Source organism: Micromonospora auratinigra (genome assembly GCF_900089595.1).
Lineage (GTDB): Bacteria > Actinomycetota > Actinomycetes > Mycobacteriales > Micromonosporaceae > Micromonospora > Micromonospora auratinigra.
In genome coordinates this window covers 976,882-999,313 of the sequence record NZ_LT594323.1, presented here as the reverse complement: position 1 = coordinate 999,313, position 22,432 = coordinate 976,882, and the positions used below count along the sequence as shown (strand labels likewise).

General features: G+C 75.4%; 25 protein-coding genes. 11 read left to right on the top strand and 14 right to left on the bottom strand.

Features of this window, described 5'->3' with window-relative positions:
• The first annotated feature begins 15 nt into the window (after nucleotides 1-15).
• Both GA0070611_RS04490 and GA0070611_RS04485 read left to right on the top strand, forming a co-directional pair.
• Entirely contained in the window at nucleotides 16-1,182 is a 1,167-nt protein-coding gene (locus GA0070611_RS04490; RefSeq protein WP_157740205.1) for a glycoside hydrolase family protein, read from the top strand.
• 3 nt (nucleotides 1,183-1,185) lie between these two features.
• Complete coding sequence (locus tag GA0070611_RS04485; RefSeq protein WP_091657883.1) at nucleotides 1,186-2,121, top strand: carbohydrate kinase family protein; 936 nt, start codon at nucleotides 1,186-1,188, stop codon at nucleotides 2,119-2,121.
• A 72-nt stretch (nucleotides 2,122-2,193) separates the two neighbouring features.
• Here GA0070611_RS04485 and GA0070611_RS04480 read toward each other — a convergent pair whose 3' ends face one another.
• On the bottom strand, nucleotides 2,194-3,051 hold the full coding sequence (locus GA0070611_RS04480) for a class I SAM-dependent methyltransferase (RefSeq protein WP_091672455.1): 858 nt from the start codon (nucleotides 3,049-3,051) through the stop codon (nucleotides 2,194-2,196).
• 132 nt (nucleotides 3,052-3,183) lie between these two features.
• Nucleotides 3,184-3,876: a TetR/AcrR family transcriptional regulator gene (locus tag GA0070611_RS04475; RefSeq protein WP_091657880.1), complete on the bottom strand. Its 693-nt coding sequence runs from the start codon at nucleotides 3,874-3,876 to the stop codon at nucleotides 3,184-3,186.
• Nucleotides 3,877-3,930: 54 nt separating this feature from the next.
• Between GA0070611_RS04475 and GA0070611_RS04470 the strand changes: the two genes are divergently transcribed.
• On the top strand, nucleotides 3,931-5,049 hold the full coding sequence (locus GA0070611_RS04470; RefSeq protein WP_091657875.1) for an FAD-dependent oxidoreductase: 1,119 nt from the start codon (nucleotides 3,931-3,933) through the stop codon (nucleotides 5,047-5,049).
• Between the two features lie 45 nt (nucleotides 5,050-5,094).
• On the opposite strand, the gene GA0070611_RS04465 is transcribed toward GA0070611_RS04470, so the two are convergent.
• From GA0070611_RS04465 to GA0070611_RS04450, 4 genes are all read right to left on the bottom strand, one after another.
• On the bottom strand, nucleotides 5,095-5,388 hold the full coding sequence (locus GA0070611_RS04465; protein ID WP_091657871.1) for a DUF6510 family protein: 294 nt from the start codon (nucleotides 5,386-5,388) through the stop codon (nucleotides 5,095-5,097).
• 16 nt (nucleotides 5,389-5,404) lie between these two features.
• Nucleotides 5,405-6,139, bottom strand: a complete 735-nt coding sequence (locus GA0070611_RS04460) for a ferredoxin reductase (protein WP_091657866.1) — start codon at nucleotides 6,137-6,139, stop codon at nucleotides 5,405-5,407.
• A 1-nt stretch (nucleotide 6,140) separates the two neighbouring features.
• Nucleotides 6,141-6,740 (bottom strand): sulfite oxidase-like oxidoreductase, encoded by a 600-nt coding sequence (locus tag GA0070611_RS04455; protein ID WP_091657863.1) that lies wholly within the window; start codon nucleotides 6,738-6,740, stop codon nucleotides 6,141-6,143.
• Between the two features lie 95 nt (nucleotides 6,741-6,835).
• A complete protein-coding gene (locus GA0070611_RS04450; RefSeq protein ID WP_091657859.1) occupies nucleotides 6,836-7,855 on the bottom strand; it encodes a TerC/Alx family metal homeostasis membrane protein in 1,020 nt (339 codons plus the stop codon).
• Between the two features lie 237 nt (nucleotides 7,856-8,092).
• Here GA0070611_RS04450 and GA0070611_RS04445 point away from each other — a divergent pair, with 237 nt between their 5' ends.
• A complete protein-coding gene (locus GA0070611_RS04445) occupies nucleotides 8,093-9,241 on the top strand; it encodes a CaiB/BaiF CoA transferase family protein (RefSeq protein WP_091657856.1) in 1,149 nt (382 codons plus the stop codon).
• Nucleotides 9,242-9,358: 117 nt separating this feature from the next.
• On the opposite strand, the gene GA0070611_RS04440 is transcribed toward GA0070611_RS04445, so the two are convergent.
• Complete coding sequence (locus tag GA0070611_RS04440; RefSeq protein WP_091657854.1) at nucleotides 9,359-9,763, bottom strand: DUF2267 domain-containing protein; 405 nt, start codon at nucleotides 9,761-9,763, stop codon at nucleotides 9,359-9,361.
• A gap of 159 nt (nucleotides 9,764-9,922) precedes the next feature.
• Here GA0070611_RS04440 and GA0070611_RS04435 point away from each other — a divergent pair, with 159 nt between their 5' ends.
• Nucleotides 9,923-10,192: a DUF2795 domain-containing protein gene (locus GA0070611_RS04435; protein ID WP_091657851.1), complete on the top strand. Its 270-nt coding sequence runs from the start codon at nucleotides 9,923-9,925 to the stop codon at nucleotides 10,190-10,192.
• An 11-nt stretch (nucleotides 10,193-10,203) separates the two neighbouring features.
• Entirely contained in the window at nucleotides 10,204-10,866 is a 663-nt protein-coding gene (locus tag GA0070611_RS04430; protein ID WP_197675849.1) for a DUF1345 domain-containing protein, read from the top strand.
• 218 nt (nucleotides 10,867-11,084) lie between these two features.
• On the opposite strand, the gene GA0070611_RS04425 is transcribed toward GA0070611_RS04430, so the two are convergent.
• The 5 genes from GA0070611_RS04425 to GA0070611_RS04405 form a co-directional block, all read right to left on the bottom strand.
• Nucleotides 11,085-11,750, bottom strand: coding sequence for a hypothetical protein (locus GA0070611_RS04425; protein ID WP_091657848.1), 666 nt, complete (start codon nucleotides 11,748-11,750; stop codon nucleotides 11,085-11,087).
• Nucleotides 11,751-11,782: 32 nt separating this feature from the next.
• Nucleotides 11,783-12,754, bottom strand: a complete 972-nt coding sequence (locus GA0070611_RS04420; RefSeq protein ID WP_091657845.1) for a pirin family protein — start codon at nucleotides 12,752-12,754, stop codon at nucleotides 11,783-11,785.
• Nucleotides 12,755-12,769: 15 nt separating this feature from the next.
• Nucleotides 12,770-13,606 carry a hypothetical protein gene (locus GA0070611_RS04415; RefSeq protein WP_231921321.1) on the bottom strand — a complete coding sequence of 279 codons (837 nt, stop codon included), beginning with the start codon at nucleotides 13,604-13,606 and terminating at the stop codon, nucleotides 12,770-12,772.
• 83 nt (nucleotides 13,607-13,689) lie between these two features.
• A complete protein-coding gene (locus GA0070611_RS04410) occupies nucleotides 13,690-14,799 on the bottom strand; it encodes a nucleotide disphospho-sugar-binding domain-containing protein (RefSeq protein WP_091672447.1) in 1,110 nt (369 codons plus the stop codon).
• 47 nt (nucleotides 14,800-14,846) lie between these two features.
• Entirely contained in the window at nucleotides 14,847-15,155 is a 309-nt protein-coding gene (locus GA0070611_RS04405) for a MazG-like family protein (protein ID WP_091672444.1), read from the bottom strand.
• Between the two features lie 112 nt (nucleotides 15,156-15,267).
• On the opposite strand from GA0070611_RS04405, the gene gdhA reads away from it, so the two are divergent.
• The gene (gene gdhA / locus GA0070611_RS04400; protein ID WP_091672442.1) at nucleotides 15,268-16,605 is read left to right on the top strand and encodes an NADP-specific glutamate dehydrogenase; all 1,338 of its coding nucleotides are present in this window, start codon (nucleotides 15,268-15,270) and stop codon (nucleotides 16,603-16,605) included.
• A 146-nt stretch (nucleotides 16,606-16,751) separates the two neighbouring features.
• Nucleotides 16,752-18,119 carry an alpha/beta hydrolase family protein gene (locus GA0070611_RS04395; protein WP_091657841.1) on the top strand — a complete coding sequence of 456 codons (1,368 nt, stop codon included), beginning with the start codon at nucleotides 16,752-16,754 and terminating at the stop codon, nucleotides 18,117-18,119.
• 67 nt (nucleotides 18,120-18,186) lie between these two features.
• Here GA0070611_RS04395 and GA0070611_RS04390 read toward each other — a convergent pair whose 3' ends face one another.
• On the bottom strand, nucleotides 18,187-18,777 hold the full coding sequence (locus GA0070611_RS04390) for a hypothetical protein (RefSeq protein WP_091657837.1): 591 nt from the start codon (nucleotides 18,775-18,777) through the stop codon (nucleotides 18,187-18,189).
• Nucleotides 18,778-19,281: 504 nt separating this feature from the next.
• Nucleotides 19,282-20,028 carry a DedA family protein gene (locus tag GA0070611_RS04385; RefSeq protein ID WP_091657834.1) on the bottom strand — a complete coding sequence of 249 codons (747 nt, stop codon included), beginning with the start codon at nucleotides 20,026-20,028 and terminating at the stop codon, nucleotides 19,282-19,284.
• A gap of 106 nt (nucleotides 20,029-20,134) precedes the next feature.
• On the opposite strand from GA0070611_RS04385, the gene GA0070611_RS04380 reads away from it, so the two are divergent.
• The 3 genes from GA0070611_RS04380 to GA0070611_RS04370 all read left to right on the top strand — a co-directional run bounded on the left by GA0070611_RS04380 (nucleotide 20,135) and on the right by GA0070611_RS04370 (nucleotide 22,428).
• A complete protein-coding gene (locus tag GA0070611_RS04380; RefSeq protein ID WP_091657829.1) occupies nucleotides 20,135-20,836 on the top strand; it encodes a carbon-nitrogen hydrolase family protein in 702 nt (233 codons plus the stop codon).
• A gap of 75 nt (nucleotides 20,837-20,911) precedes the next feature.
• Nucleotides 20,912-21,559: a phosphotransferase gene (locus GA0070611_RS04375; RefSeq protein ID WP_091657824.1), complete on the top strand. Its 648-nt coding sequence runs from the start codon at nucleotides 20,912-20,914 to the stop codon at nucleotides 21,557-21,559.
• The gene (locus GA0070611_RS04370) at nucleotides 21,556-22,428 is read left to right on the top strand and encodes an MOSC domain-containing protein (RefSeq protein WP_091657820.1); all 873 of its coding nucleotides are present in this window, start codon (nucleotides 21,556-21,558) and stop codon (nucleotides 22,426-22,428) included. Before GA0070611_RS04375 ends, GA0070611_RS04370 begins: the two co-directional genes overlap by 4 nt.
• Nucleotides 22,429-22,432: the final 4 nt, after the last annotated feature.

Here is a 22,432-nt window from a genome sequence, read left to right as displayed (position 1 = left end):
GCCTGAGGACACACCGTGTTGCGACTGCCCGACGCCTGGATCTGGGACTTCTGGTTCGCCCGCGAGGGCGACACCCACCACCTGTACTTCCTGCGCGCCTCCCGGGCGCTCGGCGACCCGGACCGCCGGCACTTCCGGGCCGGCGTCGGCCACGCCGTCTCCACCGACCTGCGCGACTGGACACTGCTCGCCGACGCGCTGGTCCCCGCCGACCGCCCGGCCTTCGACGACGTCGCCACCTGGACCGGCTCGGTGCTCGCCGGACCGGACGGCCGCTGGCACATGTTCTACACCGGCGCCGGCAGCACCGAGCGGGCCCTGGTGCAGCGGATCGGCCTGGCCACCTCCACCGACCTGGTCACCTGGACGCGGCACCCGCAGTCACCGGTGCTCACCGCCGCCGGCCGCTGGTACGAGCGGTTCGGCGACTCCACCTGGCAGGACGAGGCGTGGCGGGACCCGTGGGTCTTCGCCGACCCGGACGGCGACGGCTGGCACATGCTGATCACCGCGCGGGCCAACGAGGGGCCCGTCGACGACCGGGGCGTCATCGCGCACGCCCGCTCCCACGACCTGGTGCACTGGACCGCCCAGCCGCCGGTCACCGCGCCCGGCAGTGGCTTCGGCCACCTGGAGGTGCCCCAGGTCGAGGTCGTCGACGGCGTACCGCTGCTCATCTTCTCCTGCCTGCGTGACCAGCTCGCGGAGCGCTGCCGGGACGCCCGCGCCTGCGGTGTCTGGGCGGTGCCCGGGGAGTCCCTGCTCGGCCCGTTCGACGCCACGAAGGCACAACGCCTCACCGACGACAGCCTCTACAGCGGCCGACTGGTCCGCGATGCCGCGGGCCACTGGCAGCTGCTCGCCTTCCTCAACCACGACGAGCGGGGCCGCTTCGTCGGCGAACTCAGCGACCCGATCCCGGTGCGGGTGCGACCCGACGGCACCGTGCGGCTCGGCGACGCCGAACCGGGCGTGCCGTACTCGGTGCACGGCCGCCGCGCGGTCGCCCCCGACCCGACCCGGGCCGGGGCCCGCACCCAGGCCGAGGACCCGGCCACCGCCGGCCCCGCGCCGTCCGCGCCGCCGGTCGCCGCGCCGTCCGGCTCCGCTGCGGCCGGGGCCGGAGCCCGCCCGGGTACGCCGCCGGCCGGCCGCCCGGACTCCGTGCCGGCGCAGGGCTGAGCCGTGCTGACCGTGCTCGGTGAGGCCGTGGTGGACCTCGCCCCGTCCGGCGGCGGTGGACTGCTCGCCGCCCACCCCGGCGGCAGCCCGCTCAACGTGGCGGTGGGGCTGGCCCGACTCGGCCGCCCCACCGCGTTACTGGCCCGCTTCTCCCGGACCGCCTTCGGGCACCGGCTACGCGCCCACGCCGACGCCAACGGCGTGGACCTGAGCCACGCCGTGGCCGACGACCGGCCCGCCACCCTCGCCGTCGTCTCCCTGGGCGCCACGGGAGCGGCCGGCTACGACTTCTACCTCGACGGCACCGCCGACTGGCACTGGACCGCGGCGGAGCTGGCCGCGCCGCCGCCCGGCACCACGGTCCTGCACACCGGCTCACTGGCCGCCGTGCTGGCGCCGGGGGCGGACCTCGTGGCCGGCCTGCTGGCCCGTACGCACGCCGCCGGGCGGGTGCTGACCAGCCTCGACCCGAACGTCCGTGCGGCGGTGCTCGCCGAGCCGGACGCCGCCCGGGGCCGACTGCTCGCCCTGGCCCGGCACGCGCACCTGGTCAAGGCCAGCGACGAGGACCTGGCCTGGCTCTTCCCCGACGCGGACGTGGCGCAGGCCGCCGCGCGCCTGCTCGCCCTCGGGGCACGGCTGGTCGTGGTGACCCGGGGCGCGGCCGGCTCGTACGCGGTGACCGCCGGCGGGCTGCGCCGACACCATCCGGCCCGGCGGGTGGCGGTGGTGGACACCGTCGGCGCCGGTGACTCCTTCACCGCCGGCCTGCTCGACGCCCTGGTCGAGGTCGGCGCGGCCACCCCCGCAGCGGTGGGCGACCTCGACGTCACCCGACTCGACGCGGTGCTGGCGCACGCCACCCGGATCGCGGCGATCACCTGCGGACGGGCCGGCGCGGACCCGCCCCGCCGTACGGAGCTGACCGGCACCGCCTGAGCACCTCACGCGCCGCCCGCCCGGCAGGAGCCGGGCGGGTCTGCGTCCCCGGGGAGCCGTCGGGTGAGCGGTTCACACCTCCCGGGTGAAGTGCCAGACAATGACGGCGGGGGTACCGGTGTAGGCGACGTCGGCCGCCTCCGGGCACCAGCGTCGGGCCTGCGGGCCGCCCGCGTGCTCGCTCGGCGGCCAGCCCGGCTCGGCGCAGCCCCGGACCCGGAAACCGGCGGCCAGCGCGGCGGTCAGGTGGTCCGCCGCCGTGCGCCGGTACGCCGGCAGCGTCCCGACCCGGCCGTCGGGGCCGACGGCGTGCGCCACCCCGCCCAGATAGAGCGAGAGGAGGTGGCCGTCGGAGAGGACGAGGTGCCCACCCGGCCGCAGCACCCGGGCGAACTCGCTCAGCACCACCGGCAGCTCCGCGACGTGGTTGACCGCCAGTCCGCACACCACCAGGTCGAATCCGCCGTCGGGGACGGGCAGCGTCCGCAGGTCACCGAGGCGCAGGTCGGCCTCGGGCACCTTGGCGCGGGCCAGTTCCAGCATCTCCGGCGAGCTGTCCACGCCGGTCACCCGGTGCCCCCGGCCGGCCAGCCAGGCGGCGTGCCGGCCGGTGCCACAGGCCGCGTCGAGCGCCCGACCGGGTGGCAGGTCGGCGAGGAAGCCGCGGACCACCGGCTCCTCCAGCTCGACCATCGGGTTGCCGGGCCGGTCGTACGTGGCCGACCAGCTCCGGTAGCCCTCGACCGTGCCGATGGCATCGCGCTGGACCCCGTCCCCGAGGGTCGGGGCGGCCTCGTCCAGCAGCCGGCGCACCTCGGCGATCCGGGCCTCGACGAAGTCGCGGTCCAACCCGTCGTCCCCGGCGGTGGCCCGGAGCAGGGCCACCCCTTCGAGGCCGAGCAGGAACGCCAGCGGATGCAGGTAGGTCATGGCCGGCGAGGCTAGTGCGGCCGGCCGGCCGGTGGCGACCGGGTTTCCGGGCCGCCGCCGGGATCGGCCCACCGGTGTCCGGTGGCGTCATCGCGCGGCGGCGGCCCGCCGGTCTTGTCGCGCCCGACGGGGTCAGCCCGGCGGCCGGGCGAGTCTGGCGGCCACGGCGTCGAGGACCCAGTCCAGACCGGTGGCGAAGGAGGTCTCGGCGTCGGTGTCGGTGCCGTCGTGCACCGCCCGGGCCAGGGCCGGGAACCGGCCGGTGGCCAGCAGCCGGGTCACGTGCGGGCCGTGGGCGCGCTGCCAGTCGCGCTTGGACAGCCCGGTGGCGCGGGTGGCCCGCAGGTTCGCGATCTCGCGCCGGACCGCGCCGGTGACGTAGTTGCTGACCGTCTCCACGGCGCGCAGCACGGTGTCGATGTCGGTGCGCTCGTCGAAGGCGGCCAGCGTGGCCTCGGTGACGGCGAGGCCGTTCGGCCCCAGGGTCGGTCGGTCACCGAGCAGGTCGGCCAGCCACTCGTGGCGCAGCACGGCGCGCCGGGTGCGGTGGGCGAGACCGTGCAGTGCCGCCCGCCAGTCGGCGGGTTGCTCGGTGGGGAGGATCTCGGCCTGCACCTCGTCCACCATGAGGTCGAACAGCTCCTGCTTGGTGGCGAGGTGGCCGTACAGCCGCATCGGGCCGGCGTTCAGCCGGGCGGCCACCTTGCGCACCGACACCGCCGCCAGGCCGCCCTCGTCGGCCAGCGCGACGGCGGCGGCGACGATCCGCTGCCGGTCGAGCGGTACGGGGGCGGCGGGCGGCTCGGGCCGGTCCCACACCGTCATGGCCACGCCCTTCCTGTTGCCCTGGATCGTACCGAACCAATACAGTGTATCGGCATGAGACAGCGTATCGCGGTGGTCGGGGGTGGCCCCGGCGGGCTGACCTTCGCCCGGGTCCTGCACCGCCACGGTCACCGGGTCGCCGTCCTCGAACGCGATCCCGCCCCCGACGCCCGGCCGCCGGGCGGCACGCTGGACCTGCACGAAGGGCTCGGCCAGCTCGCGCTGGACAAGGCGGGGCTGCGGGCGGAGTTCGAGGCCCTGTCCCGCCCCGAGGGGCAGGCCATGCGGATCCTGGGCACCGACGGCACCGTGCTGCGCGACTGGCGACCCCGCCCCGGTGACCGGGCCAACCCGGAGATCGACCGTGGACAGCTGCGGGACCTGCTGCGCGGCCCGCTCGACGTGCGCTGGGGCCGGGGCGTGACCCGGGTGACGCCGGGGACCCCGGACGGCGTGCTGGTGCGCTACGCGGACGGGCGGCAGGAGCCGTTCGACCTCGTGGTGGGCGCGGACGGCGCCTGGTCCCGGGTCCGTCCGGCGGTCTCGCCGGCGACGCCGCACTACACCGGCGTCACCGCCGTCGAGACCTCCCTCGACGACGTCGACACCCGCCACCCCCAGCTGGCCCGCCTGGTCGGCGACGGCTCGATGGCGGTGTACGGGGTGAACCGTGCTCTCGTCGCCCAGCGCAACAGCGGTGGCCACGTCAAGGTGTACGCCCAGTTCCGCGCCCCGCTGGACCGGTCCGCGGACCTGGACCCGGCCGATGCCGGGCTGCTGCGGTCCCACCTGCTGGCGCTCTTCGACGGCTGGGCCGATCCCGTCCTGGACCTGCTCCGCCACGGCGCCGGCTTCGCCCTGCGCCCCCTGCACGTCCTGCCCGTGGACCACACCTGGCCGCACGTGCGCGGGGTGACCCTGCTGGGCGACGCCGCCCACCTGATGCCCCCGCTGGGGGCGGGCGCGAACCTCGCCATGCTGGACGGCGCCGAGCTGGCCGAGGCCGTCGCCGCCGACCCGGCGGACCTCGACGGGGCCGTGCGCGCCTTCGAGGAACGGATGTGGACCCGGGCCGGCCGGTGGGCGCGAGTCACGGCGGCCGGCCTCGAGCGCCTGGTGAGCCCGGATCCGGCCCAGGCCCTCGCCCTCTTCGACGAGGTGCAGCCGGCCTGACGGCCCGGGCGGCGCACCGTCACGGGGGCAACCGGACCGGCTCGCCTACCGCAGTGGCGGGCGGGCCTGGTCGAGCGGCAGCGGCACCTGGAGGAAGGTCGCGCCACGCAGGTCCAGCCAGGCCCGGTCGGGGGCGCGGACCAGCCGGAGCATCACCTCGGTGCAGTTCGGGCAGCGACCGACCAGGCCCGGCGCGTGCGAGAAGACGTGCAGGCCCGCCATCGGCCCGACCATCCCGCAGTGGTCGCAGCGCCCGGTGGCGGCGCTCAGGTCCACCGCGAACAGCTCACGCAGCGGCCCGTCGAGCATGTTGCCGTCCAGGTAGGACATCTCGGTCATCGGTCCTCCTCGCTCGTCACCCGGTCGGGCCGAACCGCTCGGTGCGGATCCGCCGGGTCGGGTGGCCCAGCCCCACCAGCAGGTCGGCGACGGTCTCCACGAAGCCGGTCGGGCCGCAGACGTAGCAGAGCGGCTCCAGGTCGGGCGGCCAGCCGTGGGTGTTGACATCCGCCAGACCGATCCGGTGCGGCTCGCCGCGCCAGCCCTCCGGGGCCGCCCTGGTGTAGACGTACGCGACGTCGAGACCCTGGTCGTCGCGGGCCCGGCGGCGCAGCTCGTCGGCGTAGATCACGTCGTCCGGGGTGCGTACCGAGTAGACGAGGCGGAAGGGCGCCCGGCTGCCGGCCGCCCGGCGGGCGCGGACCATGGCCATCAGCGGCACGACGCCGGAACCGCCGGCCACCAGCAGCACCGGCGCGGTCTCGTCGGTGCGCCAGACGAACCACCCGCCGACCGGGCCGCGCACCTCCACCGGGTCGCCCGACGCCCAGACCTCGGTGAGGTACGGCGACACCTCCCCGTCCGGCACCGTCTGCACGGTCAGGCTGATCCGCTCCCCCTCCGCGGGCCCGGCCAGCGAGTACGAGCGGGCCGCCTGGTAGCCGTCGGGCGCGGTGAGGCGCACGTCGACGTGCTGCCCCGGCAGGTGACCGGGCCAGCCCGGCACCTCCAGCACCAGCGTCTGCGCGGTCGGGGTCTCCACCCGCCGCTCGGCGAGCCGGGCCACCCGCCAGGTCAGCGGCGCGGCCACCTCAGTCGCCCTGGTAGCGCTGCTCGCGCCACGGGTCGCCGTAGTCGTGGTAGCCGGCGGTCTCCCAGAAGCCCGGCTGGTCGTCGACGAGCAGCCGGATGCCGCGCACCCACTTCGCCGACTTCCACAGGTAGAGGTGCGGCACCAGCAGCCGCGCCGGCCCGCCGTGCTCGGCGGCGAGCGGGGCGCCGTCGTAGCGGTGCGCCACCCAGGCCCGGCCGCCGCGCAGGTCGTCCAGCGGCAGGTTGGTGGTGTAGCCGCCGTACGAGTGGACCAGCGCGTACCGGGCGGCGGTGTCGACGCCGTCGAGCAGCAGGTCCAGCGAGACGCCCTGCCAGCTGGTGCCGAGCTTCGACCAGCGGGTGACGCAGTGCAGGTCGACGGTGGGCGTCTCCTGCGGCAGGCCGGTCAGCTCGGCCCAGTTCCAGCGGAACTCCGCGCCCGTCTCGGTGCTCAGCACGAACTCCCAGGTGTCCAGGGGCACCTTGGGGGTCGGTCCGGCGGAGAGCACCGGGAAGTCCTCGGTCAGGTACTGGCCCGGCGGCAGGGCCGGTTCGGCCGAGCGGCGCCGGCCCTGGAAGCCGGGCGAGACGATTCCCACCGGTCAGTCGTACCACCCGGGGTGGGGTGGGGCGAGGGGTTCGGCCGGGAGCCGCCGCGGCGGGTGACCCACCGCGGCGGCCGGCCGGTCGGCGGTCAGTGCCGCTCGACGACCACCTGCTTGTCGCCGGGCTCCCGGTTGCGGGTGGCCCGGAGGCTGGTCAGGGTCACCACGACCAGCACGCCGATGATGACGCCCAGCGAGGCCAGGGTGGGGATCTCCGGGACGCCCTTCCAGATGCCGTGCGCCCAGTGCAGGCCGAGCTTGACCCCGATGAAGGCCAGAATGATCGCCAGGCCGTAGCTGAGGTGCACCAGCCGGCTCAGCGCCGCGTGCAGCACGAAGTAGAGCGCCCGCAGGCCGAGCAGCGCGAAGGCGTTGGTCGCGAAGACCAGGTACGGGTCCTCGGTGATGCCGTAGACGGCCGGCACCGAGTCGACGGCGAAGACGATGTCGGTGGCCAGCACCGCGACCACGACCAGCGCGAACGGGGTGAGCGCCCGGCGGGCGCCCTGCCGGACGGTCATCTTCGTGCCGTGGTACTCGTCGACCACCGGCATGAACCGGCGCAGCAGCCGCACCGACCGCATCTTGTTGATGTCGACCTCCTGCTCGTGCCCGGAGAGGGCGTCGCGCAGCAGCTTGACCGCGGTGGCGATCAGGATGATCGCGAAGAGCAGGAAGGCGAAGTCCAGGGTCTGCAGGGCGGCGGCGCCGAGCGCGATGAAGACCGCGCGCAGCACCAGCGCGCCGGCGATGCCGTAGAGGAGCACCCGCTGGGCGAGCACGCTCGGCACCGCGAACGCGGCCAGCAGCAGCATGAAGACGAACAGGTTGTCGACCGAGAGGGACTTCTCCACCAGGTAACCGGTGAGGTACTCGACGCCCTGCTGGCCGCCGAAGCGCGACCAGATCCAGGCCCCGAAGGCCAGCGGCAGGGCGATGTAGAACGCCGACCAGCCGAGCGCCTCCTTGATCGAGACCTCGTGCGGCTTGCGGGTGACCAGGAAGTCCAGCACCAGCAGGGCGATCACGCCGACGATGGTCACCGCCCACAGGGTGGGGGTGCCGACGGACGAGAGCGTCCCGGCGGACAGGTATGACAGTTCGGTCATGGAGCCTCCTCGAACACCGTGTCATGTTCGAGGTCTCCTTCACCCACGGATCGTGGGCAACCACCCGAGGCACGCCCGGAGCGCGCCGTACTGACCGGAATGGTTCGTGGGAAGTACTCCCCTCGTACCACCAGGTTAGGGCAACCTCAGCCGGTAGCCAACTAAGCTTGCCCTGGTCAACTGCTGTGTGCCGGGCAGGCCATGGTGCCCACGCGGGCGGAGCCCTATGGTGGCGCGATGAGCAACCAGGGGCCGCTGTCCGGCGTACGGGTGATCGAGCTGGCCGGCATCGGGCCCGGCCCGTTCGCCGCCATGATGCTCGCCGACCTCGGCGCGGACGTGGTCCGCGTCGACCGCCCCGGCGGCGGCGGGTTCGGCACCATCCCCGGTGACCTGCTGCACCGCAACCGGCGGTCGCTCGCGGTGGACCTCAAGACCCCGGCGGGGCGGGACGTGGTGCTGGCCCTGGTGGCCGGCGCGGACGCGCTGGTCGAGGGCTTCCGGCCCGGGGTGACCGAACGCCTCGGCCTCGGCCCGGACGACTGCCTCGCCGCCAACCCCGCCCTGGTGTACGGCCGGATGACCGGCTGGGGGCAGGACGGCCCGCTCGCCCGCACCGCCGGGCACGACATCGACTACCTGGCGCTGACCGGCGCACTGCACGGCATCGGCCGGGCGGGTGACGCCCCGGTGCCGCCGATGAACCTGCTCGGCGACTTCGGCGGCGGCGGGATGATGCTGGCCCTGGGTGTGGTGGCCGCCCTGTACGCGGTCCGCGCCGGCGCGCCCGGCCAGGTCGTCGACGCGGCCATCGTGGACGGCGTGTCGGTGCTGGCCACCCAGATCCACGCGCTGCGCCGCTTCGGCCTGTGGCAGGACCCCCGCGGGGTGAACCTGCTCGACGGCGGCGCGCCCTTCTACGACACGTACGAGTGCGCCGACGGCCGGTACGTCGCGGTGGGCGCGCTGGAGCCGCAGTTCTACGCCGAGCTGGTCCGGCGTACCGGCTTCCCGCTCGACGGCGACGAGGCCCCGGACCGCGACGATCCGGCGAACTGGCCGGCGCTGCGGGCGGCCTGGGCCCGGCTGTTCCGGACCCGCACCCGGGACGAGTGGTCGGCGCTGCTGGCCGACTCCGACGCCTGCGTGGCCCCGGTGCTGGACTGGGCGGAGGCGCCGGAGCACCCGCACCTGGCGGCCCGGGGCGTCTTCGTGGACCACGACGGGGTGACCCAGCCAGCGCCCGCGCCGCGCTTCTCGGCCACCCCCACCTCGGTCCGCCGGGCCGCCCCGCAGGCCGGCGAGCACACCGACGAACTCCTGGCGGAGGCCGGTCTCGCCGCCGACCGGATCGCCGAGCTGCGCCGGGCCGGCACGGTCGCCTGACCGGTCGCCGGCCGCGCCGAGCCGGCTCGGGCCGGCCGCGCCGAGCCGGCTCGGGCCGGCCGCGCCGAGCCGGCTCGGGCCGGCCGCGCCGGCTCGGGCCGGCCGCGTCGGATCGGGTCAGTGGCGGGTGGCGCCGGGCGCCATCGCGGGTTCCACCATGCCCCGGTAGTCGCGCGGCAGCTGGACGACCACGTCGTCGAACTCGCCCCCGGCGATCGCCCCGCGCAGGGTGGTGAAGACCGCGCGGATCGCGTCGCGGGCCACGTTCTCGTCCACCCCGGCCCGCCGGCCGACCCGGGCGACGAACTCGGCCGCCCCGAACCGGTCGGCGGCCTCGGTCGCCGGGTGCGGCTTCAGGATCAGTTGCAGCGGCTTCGGCAGCTGGGCCGCGAGGTCGAGCACCTCGCCGCCGGTCAGCCGCTCGGCGAGGGTCTCCAGGGTGGCCCGGGTCAGCTCCGCCGCCTGCTGCGGGGACGTCCGGGTCCGTTGGGCGACCTGGTCGAGGAAGGTGTCCTGGTTCATCGGCGCTCCCCTCACGGCTGCTCACGCGCCCCGCCGCGTACCCGCCGGGCGGTCCGGGAAACGGCCCGGATTGCGGGCCGCGACGACGCGTGGGCGGCCCCGGGACGGGTAACCGCGCCCGGTCGTGACCGTTGACCTCAGGCGCGAGGAGCCCGATCCATGGCGAGTTACAGCGACGTCCTTGAGTACCTGTCGGCCCTGGACTACCCGGCCGGCAAGGACGACGTCCTCCGGCAGGCCGAACGGGAGGGCGCGCCGCCGGAGGTGCTGACGGCACTGCGGGCGTTGCCCCCGGTGGACTACGCGAACGGCGCCGAGGTGGCCCGGTCGGCCGGCATCGACGCCGCACCGGAGGTGAGCCCCGCCCAGGCCGCCGCGCAGGCCCGGGACCGGCATCCCCGGGTGTCGCAGCACCTGCGCGGCATCTGACCGCGCCGCCGGTGCCGCAGCGGGTCACCCGCCCGGACGGCCACTCCCCGGCGGGCCGCCAGCTCGTGGTGACGGGGCTGGTCGGGGTCGTCGCGGGGGTCGTCGCCGGGGTGCTCGTCTCGCCGGTGATCGCCCCGCTGGTCGGGTGGGACGCCGCCGCGCTGAGCTGGCTCGTCCTGCTCTGGCATCGGGTCTGGCGGCTGGACCCCGCGGCCACCGCCCGGCTGGCCGGCCACGAGGACCCCAACCGGGCGACCCGGGACGTGCTGCTCCTCTTCGCCTGCGTGGCGAGTCTGGTGGCGGTCGGGGTGGTGACCACGCTGGCGCACCCGCTGCGGCCCGGCCTGCCGCTGGACGCCAACGGTGGGGTGGCCGTGCTCAGCGTGGTGCTGTCCTGGTTCGTGGTGCACAGCGTCTACACCACCCGGTACGCCCGGCTGTACTACGGCGGGGACGAACCGGGCGGGATCGACTTCCACCAGCCCGAGCCGCCCTGCTACCTGGACTTCGCCTACGTGGCGTTCACCGTGGGGGCCACCTTCCAGGTCTCCGACACCGACCTGAGCAGTGCCGAGATACGCCACACGGTGCTGCGCCACGCGCTGCTGTCGTACCTGTTCGGTGCGGTGATCGTGGCGACGACGGTGAACCTGGTGACCTCGCTCGCCCGGTGACGGCCACGGAAACAGGCGGGGCGCCCCGGGTCACGAACCGCGACCGGGGGCGCCACACAGCACCTGCCCCTGCCGGTTCACGCCCGAACCGGGTCGCGACCGCCAGGCGGTGGATGATCGCCCGAACCGGGCGGGCATCACTGCCACGATCATCATACGATGCACCATCATCCGAACGGGTGAGTACGGAGAATTTGTGTCGAGGGACACCGCCCACCTCAGGCGGTCAGTTCGGCGTACCGCCGCTCCAGGTCCACCCGGGCCAGTGCCCCCACCAGCCAGGCCAGCCGCTCGGACTCGCCGCTGCCGGCCAGCCCGGCCAGGTCGGCCGCGGAGCGGCCCAGCCCCAGCCGACGGGCCGCGGCGAGCGCCCGCCGATCGGCGACCGGGGCCGCCTCGCGCCACACCGCCTGCGTCTCCCGCAGGAACAGGTCGGCCACACCGTCGTCCACTCCGGGCAGCGCGGTCAGCAGCAGCCGTTCCCGGGCCGGGTCCTGGTGCGCCCCGGTCCGCAACCGGCGCAGGTCACCCCGGTACCGGTCGGTCACCGTCCGGGCCAGGTCGCCGAGCAGGTCGGCGAGCGCGTCGACGTCGCCGCGCTGCCCGGCCCCGCGCAGCACCGCCACCCGGTCGGCGTGCAGTGAACGGGCCAGCCGGGCCGCGCTGTCCCAGCCGGCTTCCCGCACCGCCACGGCGGCCTGCACCGCCCGGCGGTGGTCGCCCCGCCGGGCGAGCAGGACGGACAGGTAGAGCAACTGGAACAGGCGTGACGGGTTGTTCACGACCGGGAACCCGTACTGTTCGGCGAAGCCGCGACCGTCCCCGGCGAGCCGGCGGACCAGTCGCTTCTTCTCCTCGGTGCTGGCGATCGCAGTGGTCGGCATGCCCGGCGTCTACCCGTGCCGGGACCAGGCATTCAGCCGCGCACGCCGCCGCGCCGGTCGCGCGCCTTCAGCCGGGTGGTGGGCAGCGCCGGCGCGGGCAGCGGGGGCGCCGGGTCGTCGGTGACCGTGCCGAAGCGCCGGCCCGCCGCCCAGTCCTCCCGGGCGGCGGCGATCTCCTCGTGCGAGCGGCCCACGAAGTTCCACCACATCACCAGCGGCTCCTCGAACGGCGTCCCGCCGAGCAGCAGCAGCCGGCTGCCCGGCGCGGCCGTGACGGTCACCGTGGACCGTCCGGCGCCGAGGTAGAGCAGCGCGCCCACGGTCAGCGCCATCCCGTCCACCTCGGCCGAGCCGGACATCGCCAGCAACCCGTACTCGAAGTCGGGGCGCAGCGGCAGGCTGGCCGCGCCGGGGCCGCCGACCTCGAGCTGCGCGCCGACCAGCGGGGTGTGCACGACCGCCGGGGAGCGCTCGCCACCCAGCTCGCCGACGAGCAGGGTGAGGTCCAGGTCGCCGTCGCGCCAGCGGGGCAGCTGCGCGTGGTGGGCGAAGTCCGCCGCGCCGGCCCGCGCCGGGTCGGGCAGCGCCACCCAGAGCTGCACCCCGTGCATCAGCGGCGGGTGCGCGGCCGGCGAGCGTTCCGAGTGCGCGATGCCGTGCCCGGAGGTCATCACGTTCAGCTGGCCGGGACGGATCGGCTGCACGTTGCCGAGGCTGTCGCGATGCAGGATCTCCCCGTCGAGCAGCCAGGTGACCGTCTGCAGCCCGGTGTGCGGGTGCGGCGGCACCTCCATGCCGGGCCGCTCGGCGACGTCGTCCGGTCCGAAGTGGTCGACGAAGCACCAGGCCCCGACCATCCGCCGCTGCCGCTGCGGCAGCAGTCGCCGGACCGTGGTGTAGCGGCCCAGCGGCACGTCGTGCCCGGGCAGCAGGACGCTGGTCTGCGCGGCCGGCGGGGTGCCGGGCGGGAGGGTCTGCGCGGGCAGGGATTCGGTGCGGTCCACCGCCCGACTCTACGCTCAGCCCGTCGCGACGGTCACCGTGTTCGCCCCGGCCACCAGGTCGAGGTAGAGCCGGACGCGGGCACGGTCCCAGCCGGGCGAGCCGAGCAGTTCGCCGGCTCCCACCCCGTCGCGGCGGTCCCGGTACACCGAGACCGCGCCGGCACCGGCGCCGACCCGGACCCGGGCGGGTGGCGCGCCGGGCACGGTGACGACCAGGTCGTGCACGCCGCCGGTCAGGCGTACCGTCAGCGGGCCGGTGAGGGCCGGCAGCCGCAGCCGGGTACGCGCCGAGCCACCCGCCAGCTCCACCCCGGCCAACCGGCCCGCGCCCAGGTCGAGCAGCTGCTCGCGGACCCCGCCCACCAACCGCAGTCGCCAGGTCGCCCGCGAGTTCAGCAGCACCTGCACCTCGGACGGGCCGGCGCCGCCGTTGCCGCCCACCCGCAGGCGCACCCGGTCGCCGGTCACCTCGGGGCGGGGGGTCACCCCGGCGTCGGCCGGCGTACTGATCCGGTAGAGGTCCTCCCCCAGGTCGATGATTCGCAGCTCGAACGTGGTCAGCCCGTCCACCAGCTCGAAGTCGGCCCGGCGTCGGCCGGACAGCGGCGCGGCGAGGGTCTGTTCGGCGGCCGACTCGGCGGCGCCCACCCCACCCGGCGCGGCGCTGCCCGCGGCCGGGGGCAGGGACCCGCCGGAGAAGGCCACCCCGAGGCGGGCCGGCCGGGAGAGCGTCGCCAGCACCGCCACCACGCCGAGCGCCACCACCAGCAGGGCGGCGGCCGCCAACAGCCGGGCACCCCCGGACCAGCCGGCGTCCTCCGTCAGTTCCTGCCCAGCCTCGTCGGACGCCACGTCGGTCCCCTCTCCCCGGTCCCCACCCGGCTAGTACGTCCGGACCGGCGGATCAGTTCATCCGGTGCCGCCCGGGCACCGGCTCAGCGCAGCGCCGCCAGCCTCGGCACCAGTTCCGCCGGGGCGGGCATGGCGGCGAGTTCCGCGCGGACCTGCCGGGCGGCCTCGGCGAGCCCCGGGTCGTCGACCAGCCGGGTCAGCTGGTCGGCGGTGATGTCGGCGGCCCGGGTGGCGAGGCCGGCGCCCCGGGCGGCCACCCGCTCGGCGTTGTGCCGCCGGTCGCCGGCACCGACGGTGACCAGCTGGGGCACCCCGGCGGCCAGCGCGGCGAAGACACTGCCCGCGCCGCCGTGGTGGACCAACGCGGTGCTGTGCGCCAGCGCCAGGGGCAGCGGGATCCAGTCGACGGTCCGCACGTTGTCGGGCAGCGACCGGCGGGCGAGGCGGGCGTCCGGGCGGACCAGGACGAACTCCGCGTCGACCCGCTCCGCCGCGGCCACCACGGCCGGCATCGGGCCGGCGCCACCGGGCCCCGCGATCGTGCTGCGGCTGACCAGCACCCGGGGACGCCGGCCCGGCCGGCGCAGCCAGTCCGGCAGGTCACCGCCGCCGCCGAACGACTCGTAGCGCATCGGCCAGCCGTCCTGGGCCAGCACGCTGGGCGGGGCGACGGCGAGCGCGGCGGCCGGTGGCGGCGGCGCCGACAGCCCGTGCCGGCGCAGGGTCGGCTCCAGCCGCGCGGTGACCGCCCGGGCCAGCTCCCGGCCGTCGAAGAGGTTGTTCTCCTGGCGGACGGCCGGTACGCCGCGCTTCGCGGCGGCGAGCGCGCCGACCACCGCGAACGGCTCGTGCAGGACCAGGTCGGGCGACCACTCGTCGGCCAGCGCCAGCACGCCGTCGGCGAACCGGTCGTTGATCGCGCCGAAGAGCAGGCCGGCGCCCCGGGTGCCGGCCCGGCCGGCCAGCTCGGCCCGGGCGGTCAGCGGGTGGCGCAGCATGATGCCCCGGGCGATCCGACCGAAGTCGAAGCCGGGCGCGACGTCGCGTACGGGCAGGCCGGACCGGGTGGCGGCCAGGCCGTCGGCGGCGGTGGCCACCAGCACCTCGTGCCCCGCCTCGCGCAGCGCCCCGGCCAGCGGCAGGAGCGGGAAGACGTGCCCGATCAACGGCAGCGAGACGACCAGGATCCGCATCCACCGATGGTAGGTGCGCGCCGCCGCCGGGCGCGGCCCCGCGCCGGTCAGGAGAGGCGGGAGCGGACCTTCGCCGCGCACGCGGTGACCGTGCTGCGGGCGTCGAGCCCCAGGCTCTCGATCGCCACCAGCGCGGTGAAGACCACGTCGGCCAGCTCGGCCGCGACCTCCTCGCGGGTGTGGGTCACCCCCTTGCGCGGGTTCTGGCCGAGCGCCCCGATCCAGGCGGCGGACGCCTCCCCCGCCTCCTCGCTGAGCTTGAGGATGCGGCAGGTCAGCTCGGTGTCGCCGGTGCCGTTCGCGCCGTCCAGCCAGGCGCGGGCGGAGCGGGCCGCCGCCCAGATCGAGTCGTCCACCCGATCAGTGAACCGGACGGTGGTCACGATCCGTATCCGGGGGCGGTCGGCCCACGGGCCGACCCGGCGGTGGCGACGAGGCCGCCGCCGGAGGCGGAGGGTCGTGTCGGTGATGTCGGAGACCGTGGAGACGGTGTTCGCGAACGTGGTCCAGCGCAACCCGGGCGAGCCCGAGTTCCACCAGGCGGTGCGGGAGGTGCTGGAGAGCATCGGTCCGGTGCTGGACCGGCACCCCGAGTACGCGCGGGCCCAGGTCGTCGAGCGGATCTGCGAGCCCGAGCGGCAGGTCATCTTCCGGGTGCCGTGGGAGGACGACCGGGGCCGGGTACGGGTGAACCGGGGCTTCCGGGTGGAGTTCAACAGCGCGCTCGGGCCGTACAAGGGTGGTCTGCGCTTCCACCCGTCGGTCTACCTGGGCATCGTGAAGTTCCTGGGCTTCGAGCAGATCTTCAAGAACGCGCTGACCGGGCTGCCCATCGGGGGCGGCAAGGGCGGCGCGGACTTCGATCCGAGGGGCCGCTCGGAGCGCGAGGTGATGCGCTTCTGCCAGAGCTTCATGACCGAGCTGTACCGGCACATCGGCGCGCAGACCGACGTGCCGGCCGGGGACATCGGGGTGGGCGCCCGGGAGATCGGCTACTTGTTCGGGCAGTACAAGCGGATCACCAACCGGTACGAGTCGGGAGTGCTCACCGGCAAGGGCCTGTCGTACGGCGGCGCGCAGGTACGCCGGGAGGCGACCGGGTACGGCGCGGTCTTCTTCGCCGAGGAGATGCTGGCCCGCGGCGGGGACGGCCTGGCCGGCCGGCGGGTGGTGGTCTCCGGCTCCGGCAACGTGGCCGTCTACGCGATCGAGAAGGTGCACCAGCTCGGCGGCACGGTGGTGGCCTGCTCCGACTCGACCGGCTACCTGCTCGACGAGAAGGGCATCGACCTGACGCTGCTGCGCGAGATCAAGGAGGAGCGCCGGGGCCGCCTGGACGAGTACGCCCGCGAGGTCCCGCACGCGGTGGCGGTGTCCGGTCGTACCGTCTGGGAGGTGCCCTGCGACGTGGCGCTGCCCTGCGCGACGCAGAACGAGATCGGCGGCGCGGAGGCGGCGGCGCTGGTGGCCGGCGGGTGCGTCGCGGTGGTCGAGGGGGCGAACATGCCGACCACCCCGGAGGCGGTGCGGCTGCTGCGCGCGGCCGGGGTGCGGTTCGCGCCCGGCAAGGCAGCCAACGCGGGCGGGGTGGCGGTGAGCGCGCTGGAGATGCAGCAGAACGCCAGCCGGGACGCCTGGTCGTTCGCCCGCTCGGAGCAGCGGCTGCGCGAGACGATGCGGGACATCCACGCCCGCTGCTGGGACACCGCCGAGGAGTACGGTCGGCCCGGCGACTACGTGCTCGGCGCAAACGTCGCCGGGTTCCGGCGGGTGGCCGAGACGATGCTGGCGCACGGCCTGGTCTGACCTCCACCGTGGACGGTTGACCGACCGGTCAGACAGCGATTGACAGGGGTCGAGGCCGGGCCTAGGTTCAGGACGCTACCGGTCGGTAGGCACCCGTCCCGCCTGGTCGCCCCGCCGGGGCGGCACCCGTCCCCGGGGGAGCAACGATGCTGACCTCAACCACCCGTCTGGTCCGCCGGCTGCTCGCCGTCGGCGCGGCCCTCACCCTCACGGTCGGGCTGGCCGGCGCCGCGCCGGCCGCCGCCGCGGACCGCGACGACGACGGCAGCGGGCCGCTGCCCGGTTACACCATCAGCAACCCGCCGCTCGCGCCGCTGGTCGTCGACGGCGCGGCCACCACCGTCCGCCAGGGCGTGCACGAGCACGCCGGCTTCATCATCGAGACCCCGGCCCGGTGGAACGGCGACCTCGTCATGTGGGCGCACGGCTACCGCGGCCAGGGCACCGTGCTCTCCCCCGAGGCGCCCGGCTACGACCTGCGGCAGCGGATGCTGGCCCAGGGGTACGCCTGGGCGGCGTCCTCGTACGACCGCAACGGCTATGACATCCGCTCCGGGGTGCTCGGCACCCGCACCCTCGCCGACTTCTTCGCCGACACCGTGCGCAAGCCGAAGCGGGTGCTGATCGCCGGGGTGTCGATGGGCGGCCACGTCATCGGCCGGTCGCTGGAGCAGTACCCGGGCTACTACGACGGGGCGCTGCCGATGTGCGGCGTGCTCGGCGACCACGAGCTGTTCGACTTCTTCCTCGACTACAACGTGGTGGCGCAGGCGCTGGCCGGGGTGCGCGCGTACCCGACGCCGGACGACTACCTGACCAACGCGGTGCCGCGGATCCAGGTGGCGCTGGGGTTGGCCGGGCTCAAGCCGGGCGGCCCGGACACCACCAACGACCTCGGCAAGCAGTTGCGGGCGGTGACGATCGAGCGCTCCGGTGGGCCCCGGCCGGGCGCGGAGGCCGCCTTCTCGGTCTGGAAGGACTTCCTCTTCGGCATCGCCACCACCGACGGCGGCGACTCCCCCGCCCAACGGCCCGGTCAGCTCGCCACCAACGTGCTCACCCACTACTCGCCGAACAGCCCGGTGAACCTCAACGCCACCGTGCAGCGGGTCCTGCCGGAGAACCTGTGGCAGCGGGTGTCGCCGACGCTGACCGAGGTGCCCCGGATCAGCGGCCGGCCCACCGTGCCGGTGCTCACCCTGCACGACCTCGGTGACCTCTTCGTGCCGTTCAGCATGGAGCAGGCGTACGCCCGGGACGCGGCGTGGCACGGCCGCAGCCGGCTTGTCGTGCAGCGGGCCGTCCGGGCCGCGCAGCACTGCGAGTTCAGCCCGGCTGAGGCCGGCGCCGCCTTCGACGACCTGGTCTCCTGGGTACGCACCGGCCAGCGTCCCGCCGGTGACGCGGTCACCGATCCGCGGGCGGTCGCCGCGCCGGACTTCGGCTGCCGGTTCAGCGACCGGGCCGCATGGACCGCCGGCTCCGGCACCCGCCGGTTGTTCGCGGCCTGCTGACCCGCCACGCAGAAACCGCCGGCCGGCACCCCGTGTTCGGGGTGCCGGCCGGCGGTCATTGTGGTGGTCAGCTGTTCCAGTGCTGGGCGACGAGGTCGGCGGCCTGCTGCTCCCACTGCGCGTACGCATCCGGGTAGGCCGAGACCTGGACGGTCTGGGCGGCCTCGGTCAGCGGCATGTCCTGCCACCCGTCGACCTGCTTCAGACCCTTCTCGAACGCCAGGGTCGCGTACTCCGGGTCCGTGATCTGCTCCGGCGTACCCCAACCACTCGACGGGCGCTGCTGGAACAGACCCAGCGAGTCGTGGTCGTTCTTGTCGCCCAGGTGACCCAGGTTCTCCAGCTTCGACTCCTGCAGCGCGGTGGCGATCGAGATCACCGCGGCCCGCTCCGGCAGGCCCGCCTTCTTCGTGGCGGCGATGATCGCCTTGACGTTGGCGGTCTGCTCGGCGTTCAGATCAATCTTCGACTGCGCGCCCTGCACACCGTGCGGGACCAGCTTGCCCATGTCCGGCTTGTCGGCGCTCTGCACCACGGCGACGGGCTTCGCGTCCTTGACCGGGGCATCGGCGTGGGCCGCGAGCGGACCACCGAACACACCACCAGCAAACGCCAGACCAGCAACACCGAGCACGCTCTTACGAATGATCGTGTTCATGGGACAGCTCCATTCGGGGGTCAACGCACACGGGGGTGTGCGCAAGCACCGTCAGGCGCTCAAGAAAGTCTCGGGGGGATCCGGCAGCTCGCGGGACTCTCGCCAAGGGCGGGCCACTTCGCGACGCCGGGACCAGGTACAACGACCGGCGGTCCACCGTCATTCCCCGGCGGGGCCACCCCGTCGGGCGGGGCGGGTCCTGCTCGGCCGTTCACCCGGATACAACGACCCCGCCCCCGCCACCATTCCGCCCCCACGGTGCCGCCCACCACCCCCGAACCGGACAGACACCCCATCCGCCCCACCCCGCGCCGGACCCCGGGCACCCGGAACGCCCACCCGGCGACAGATCCCACCCCAAGATCCCACTCAGCTCACGGTGGCACCCGGTGAGTGGAACACCATGGACGTCACCACGGGTCTGAGACAGCAACAGCGTTCCACCGACGGTCACCATCCGTGCCGCCGACGCCGAAGCCGACAGGCACGCAGCGCGGTGGGGTGTCAGTGGTCGTCGTCGGGGACGTACCGGCCGCCTCGGTAGAGCGTGCCGCGCGGCTGGTCGGCCGGGGCCGCTGCCGAACGGCGGGAGCGGCGCAGCCGGCTGACCACGAACCAGCCGACCGCGCCCACACAGGCCACGATGACCACGTTCTGCACGGTGCCCACGTACGCCTCGACGACGTGCCAGTTCTCCCCCAGCAGGTAGCCGGCGAGCACGAAGACGCTGTTCCAGATCAGGCTGCCCAGCGTGGTGAAGAGCAGGAAGGTTGACACCGGCATGCGCTCCACCCCGGCCGGTACCGAGATGAGGCTGCGGAAGATCGGGATCATCCGGCCGAAGAAGACCGCCTTGGTGCCGTGCCGCAGGAACCACGCCTCGGTGCGGTCCACGTCGGCGAGCTTGACCAGCGGCAGCCGGGCGGCGATGGCCCGCATCCGGTCCCGGCCGAGCGCCGCGCCCACGTAGTAGAGGGCGAGCGCGCCGAGCACCGAGCCGAGAGTGGTCCAGCCGATCGCGCCGACGAGGCTCATCCGGCCCTGGCTGGCGGTGAACCCGGCCAGCGGCAGGATCACCTCGCTGGGGATGGGCGGGAAGAGGTTCTCCAGCGCCACGGCGAGGCCGGCGCCCGGCCCGCCGAGCCGTTCCACCAGCCCGGTGACCCAACCCACGGGTCCCTCGCCGGTCGGCTCTGCGGCTCTCGGAGCGGCGAGCCGGGGGGCGACCAGGAGCTGGGCGTCTGCGATCATCCGCTCGACGGTACGGGCGGCTCCTGAGAGGAACACGGACCCGAGCTGGGAGGGAGCTGGGAACCGGGGCTGTCGCCGGCCGCCCCGGCCGGGAGAGGATCGGCCGGTGCGTACCCCATTGTCGGTCGCGGTCGCCCAGCCGCGCAGCCGCTCCCATGACGTCGCCGGCAACGCGCGCGTGCACGCCGCCACCGTCCGCGCCGCCGGCACCCGGGTGGTGGTCTTCCCCGAGCTGTCGCTGACCGGGTACGAACTGGACGCCGCACCGGTGCCGGCGGACGACGAACGGCTCGCACCCCTGGTGGCGGCCTGCGCCGAGACGGGCAGCCTCGCCTTGGCGGGCGCGCCCGTGCCGGGGCCGGCGCGGCCGTACCTCGGGGTCCTCGCCGTCGACGGCCGGGGCGCGCGGGTGGCGTACCGGAAGATGTGGCTGGGTGGCGCGGAGCCGCAGCGGTTCACGGCGGGGCCGGAGCCGACGGTGCTGGAGCTCGACGGTTGGCGGCTGGGCCTGGCGGTCTGCCGGGACACCGGCATTCCGGCGCACGCCGCAGCGACCGTGGCCCGGGGCGCGGACGCCTACCTGGCCGGGGTGGTGGAGGCGGCGGCGGACGTCGAGGTGCCGGCACAGCGGGCCCGGCTGATCACCGCCGCGCACCGGGTGTGGGTGGCGGTGGCGAGCTTCGCCGGTCCGACCGGGGGCGGCTATCCGGCGACGGCCGGCGGTTCGGGGATCTGGGCGCCGGACGGATCGACGGTGGGGCGGGCCGGGGCCGGGCCGGGCGAGCTGGTCCGGGCGTCGCTCCACTGAGGGCGGTCGGTGGGTGTCGGACCGGTCACCTAGAGTTGGCGCAGGGGGGTGCCGACCCCGGGATCGAGGAGGCCGATGGCGGACACCACCGTCCTGGCGGCAGGGCGCACCGCCGACGTGTACGCGCTGGACGGCGACCTCGTGCTGCGCCGCTACCGCGCCGACTGGGACGTCCGGGCCGAGGCCGAGCTGATGCGGCACCTGCACGCCCAGGGCTTCCCGGTGCCCCGGGTGCACCGGGCCGAGGGTCGTGACCTGGTGCTCGACCGGGTGGCCGGGGTGACCCTGGTCGAGGCGTTCCGGGCCGGCTCCGTCGACCTCGACGCCGGCGCACGGCTCCTGGTCGACCTGCACCGGCGGCTGCACGCGCTGCCGCCGGTCCGGGCCACCGACCCGACCGTGCGGATCCTGCACCTGGACCTGCACCCGGAGAACGTGCTGCTCACCCCGGCCGGCCCGGTCGTCATCGACTGGACGAACGCCACCGAGGGCGCGCCGGAGCTGGACCGGGCGATGACCGCCGTGATCCTCGCCGAACAGGCGGTCGACCCGTCCCGGCCGCTGGCCGCGGCGGCACACGCCCTGCTGGTGGCGTACGCCGCGCAGGCCGGGTCGCTGGGGTCGGTGGCGGCGGCGGTCCGGTTGCGCGCCACCCTGGGGCCGCTGGACGCCGGGCGGCTGTCCGAGGTGGCCGCGCTGGTCGAGTCGGTGGTGGCCGGATGACCGGCACGGAGCGGGACCCGGTCGGTGACCGGGGGCCGGGGCAGTCGGTCGGGCGCCTCGCCGGGATTCGGCGTTACCCGGTGAAGTCGCTGCTGGGCGAGGAGCTGACCGAGGTGCGGGTGGCCGAGGCGGGGCTCGCCGGCGACCGCCGGCTGGCCCTGCTGCACCCGGGCAGCGGCCGGGTGGCCAGCGCGAAGAACCCGTACCGGTGGCGGTCCCTGCTCACGCTGCGGGCCACCGGCGACGACCCGGTCACCCTCACGCTGCCGGACGGCCGGACGGTGGCCGCCGACGACGAACGGGTCGACGCGCTCCTGTCCGCGCTGCTCGGCGAGACGGTGACGCTGACCGGCGCGGTGCCGCCGGACGCGGTGCTGGAGCGGTCCTGGCCCGAGGCCGTGCTCGCGGCCGGGGTGGGGGTGCCGGTGCCGGTCGACGAGGGGCGGCTCGGGGCCGCCACGCCGCCCGGCAGCTTCGTCGACTTCGCGCCGGTGCACCTGGTGACCACGGCGACGCTGCGGCGGGTCGGCGCGGCCACCCCGGCCGGCGCGGTCGACCCGACCCGCTACCGGCCGAACCTGCTGCTCGACTGGGCCGGCGACGGCTTCGCGGAGAACGACTGGGTCGGCCGGGAGCTGCGGATCGGCCCCGAGCTGGTGCTGCGGGTGCTGGCGCCCACTCCGCGCTGCGCGGTGCCGACCCTGGCGCACGGTGAGCTGCCGCGCGACCCGGACGCGTTACGTGCCCCGGCCCGCCTGAACCGGGTGGTGCCGTTGCCCGGCCTGCCGCCGCAGCCGTGCCTGGGCGCGTACGCGCAGGTGGTGCGGCCCGGCCTGATCCGCACCGGGGACGACGTGGTGGTGGGCTGACGGT

Excerpts from the sequence above, each read along its gene's own strand:
- GA0070611_RS04475 (WP_091657880.1), bottom strand. The coding sequence starts at position 3,876 with ATGACGGTGTGGGACCGGCCCGAGCCGCCCGCCGCCCCCGTACCGCTC.
- GA0070611_RS04395 (WP_091657841.1), top strand. The coding sequence starts at position 16,752 with ATGCTGACCTCAACCACCCGTCTGGTCCGCCGGCTGCTCGCCGTCGGC.
- GA0070611_RS04435 (WP_091657851.1), top strand. The coding sequence starts at position 9,923 with ATGGCGAGTTACAGCGACGTCCTTGAGTACCTGTCGGCCCTGGACTAC.
- GA0070611_RS04385 (WP_091657834.1), bottom strand. The coding sequence starts at position 20,028 with ATGATCGCAGACGCCCAGCTCCTGGTCGCCCCCCGGCTCGCCGCTCCG.
- gdhA (WP_091672442.1), top strand. The coding sequence starts at position 15,268 with ATGTCGGAGACCGTGGAGACGGTGTTCGCGAACGTGGTCCAGCGCAAC.
- GA0070611_RS04480 (WP_091672455.1), bottom strand. The coding sequence starts at position 3,051 with ATGACCTACCTGCATCCGCTGGCGTTCCTGCTCGGCCTCGAAGGGGTG.
- GA0070611_RS04465 (WP_091657871.1), bottom strand. The coding sequence starts at position 5,388 with ATGACCGAGATGTCCTACCTGGACGGCAACATGCTCGACGGGCCGCTG.
- GA0070611_RS04390 (WP_091657837.1), bottom strand. The coding sequence starts at position 18,777 with ATGAACACGATCATTCGTAAGAGCGTGCTCGGTGTTGCTGGTCTGGCG.
- GA0070611_RS04375 (WP_091657824.1), top strand. The coding sequence starts at position 20,912 with ATGGCGGACACCACCGTCCTGGCGGCAGGGCGCACCGCCGACGTGTAC.
- GA0070611_RS04470 (WP_091657875.1), top strand. The coding sequence starts at position 3,931 with ATGAGACAGCGTATCGCGGTGGTCGGGGGTGGCCCCGGCGGGCTGACC.
- GA0070611_RS04450 (WP_091657859.1), bottom strand. The coding sequence starts at position 7,855 with ATGACCGAACTGTCATACCTGTCCGCCGGGACGCTCTCGTCCGTCGGC.
- GA0070611_RS04425 (WP_091657848.1), bottom strand. The coding sequence starts at position 11,750 with ATGCCGACCACTGCGATCGCCAGCACCGAGGAGAAGAAGCGACTGGTC.
- GA0070611_RS04440 (WP_091657854.1), bottom strand. The coding sequence starts at position 9,763 with ATGAACCAGGACACCTTCCTCGACCAGGTCGCCCAACGGACCCGGACG.
- GA0070611_RS04370 (WP_091657820.1), top strand. The coding sequence starts at position 21,556 with ATGACCGGCACGGAGCGGGACCCGGTCGGTGACCGGGGGCCGGGGCAG.
- GA0070611_RS04445 (WP_091657856.1), top strand. The coding sequence starts at position 8,093 with ATGAGCAACCAGGGGCCGCTGTCCGGCGTACGGGTGATCGAGCTGGCC.
- GA0070611_RS04410 (WP_091672447.1), bottom strand. The coding sequence starts at position 14,799 with ATGCGGATCCTGGTCGTCTCGCTGCCGTTGATCGGGCACGTCTTCCCG.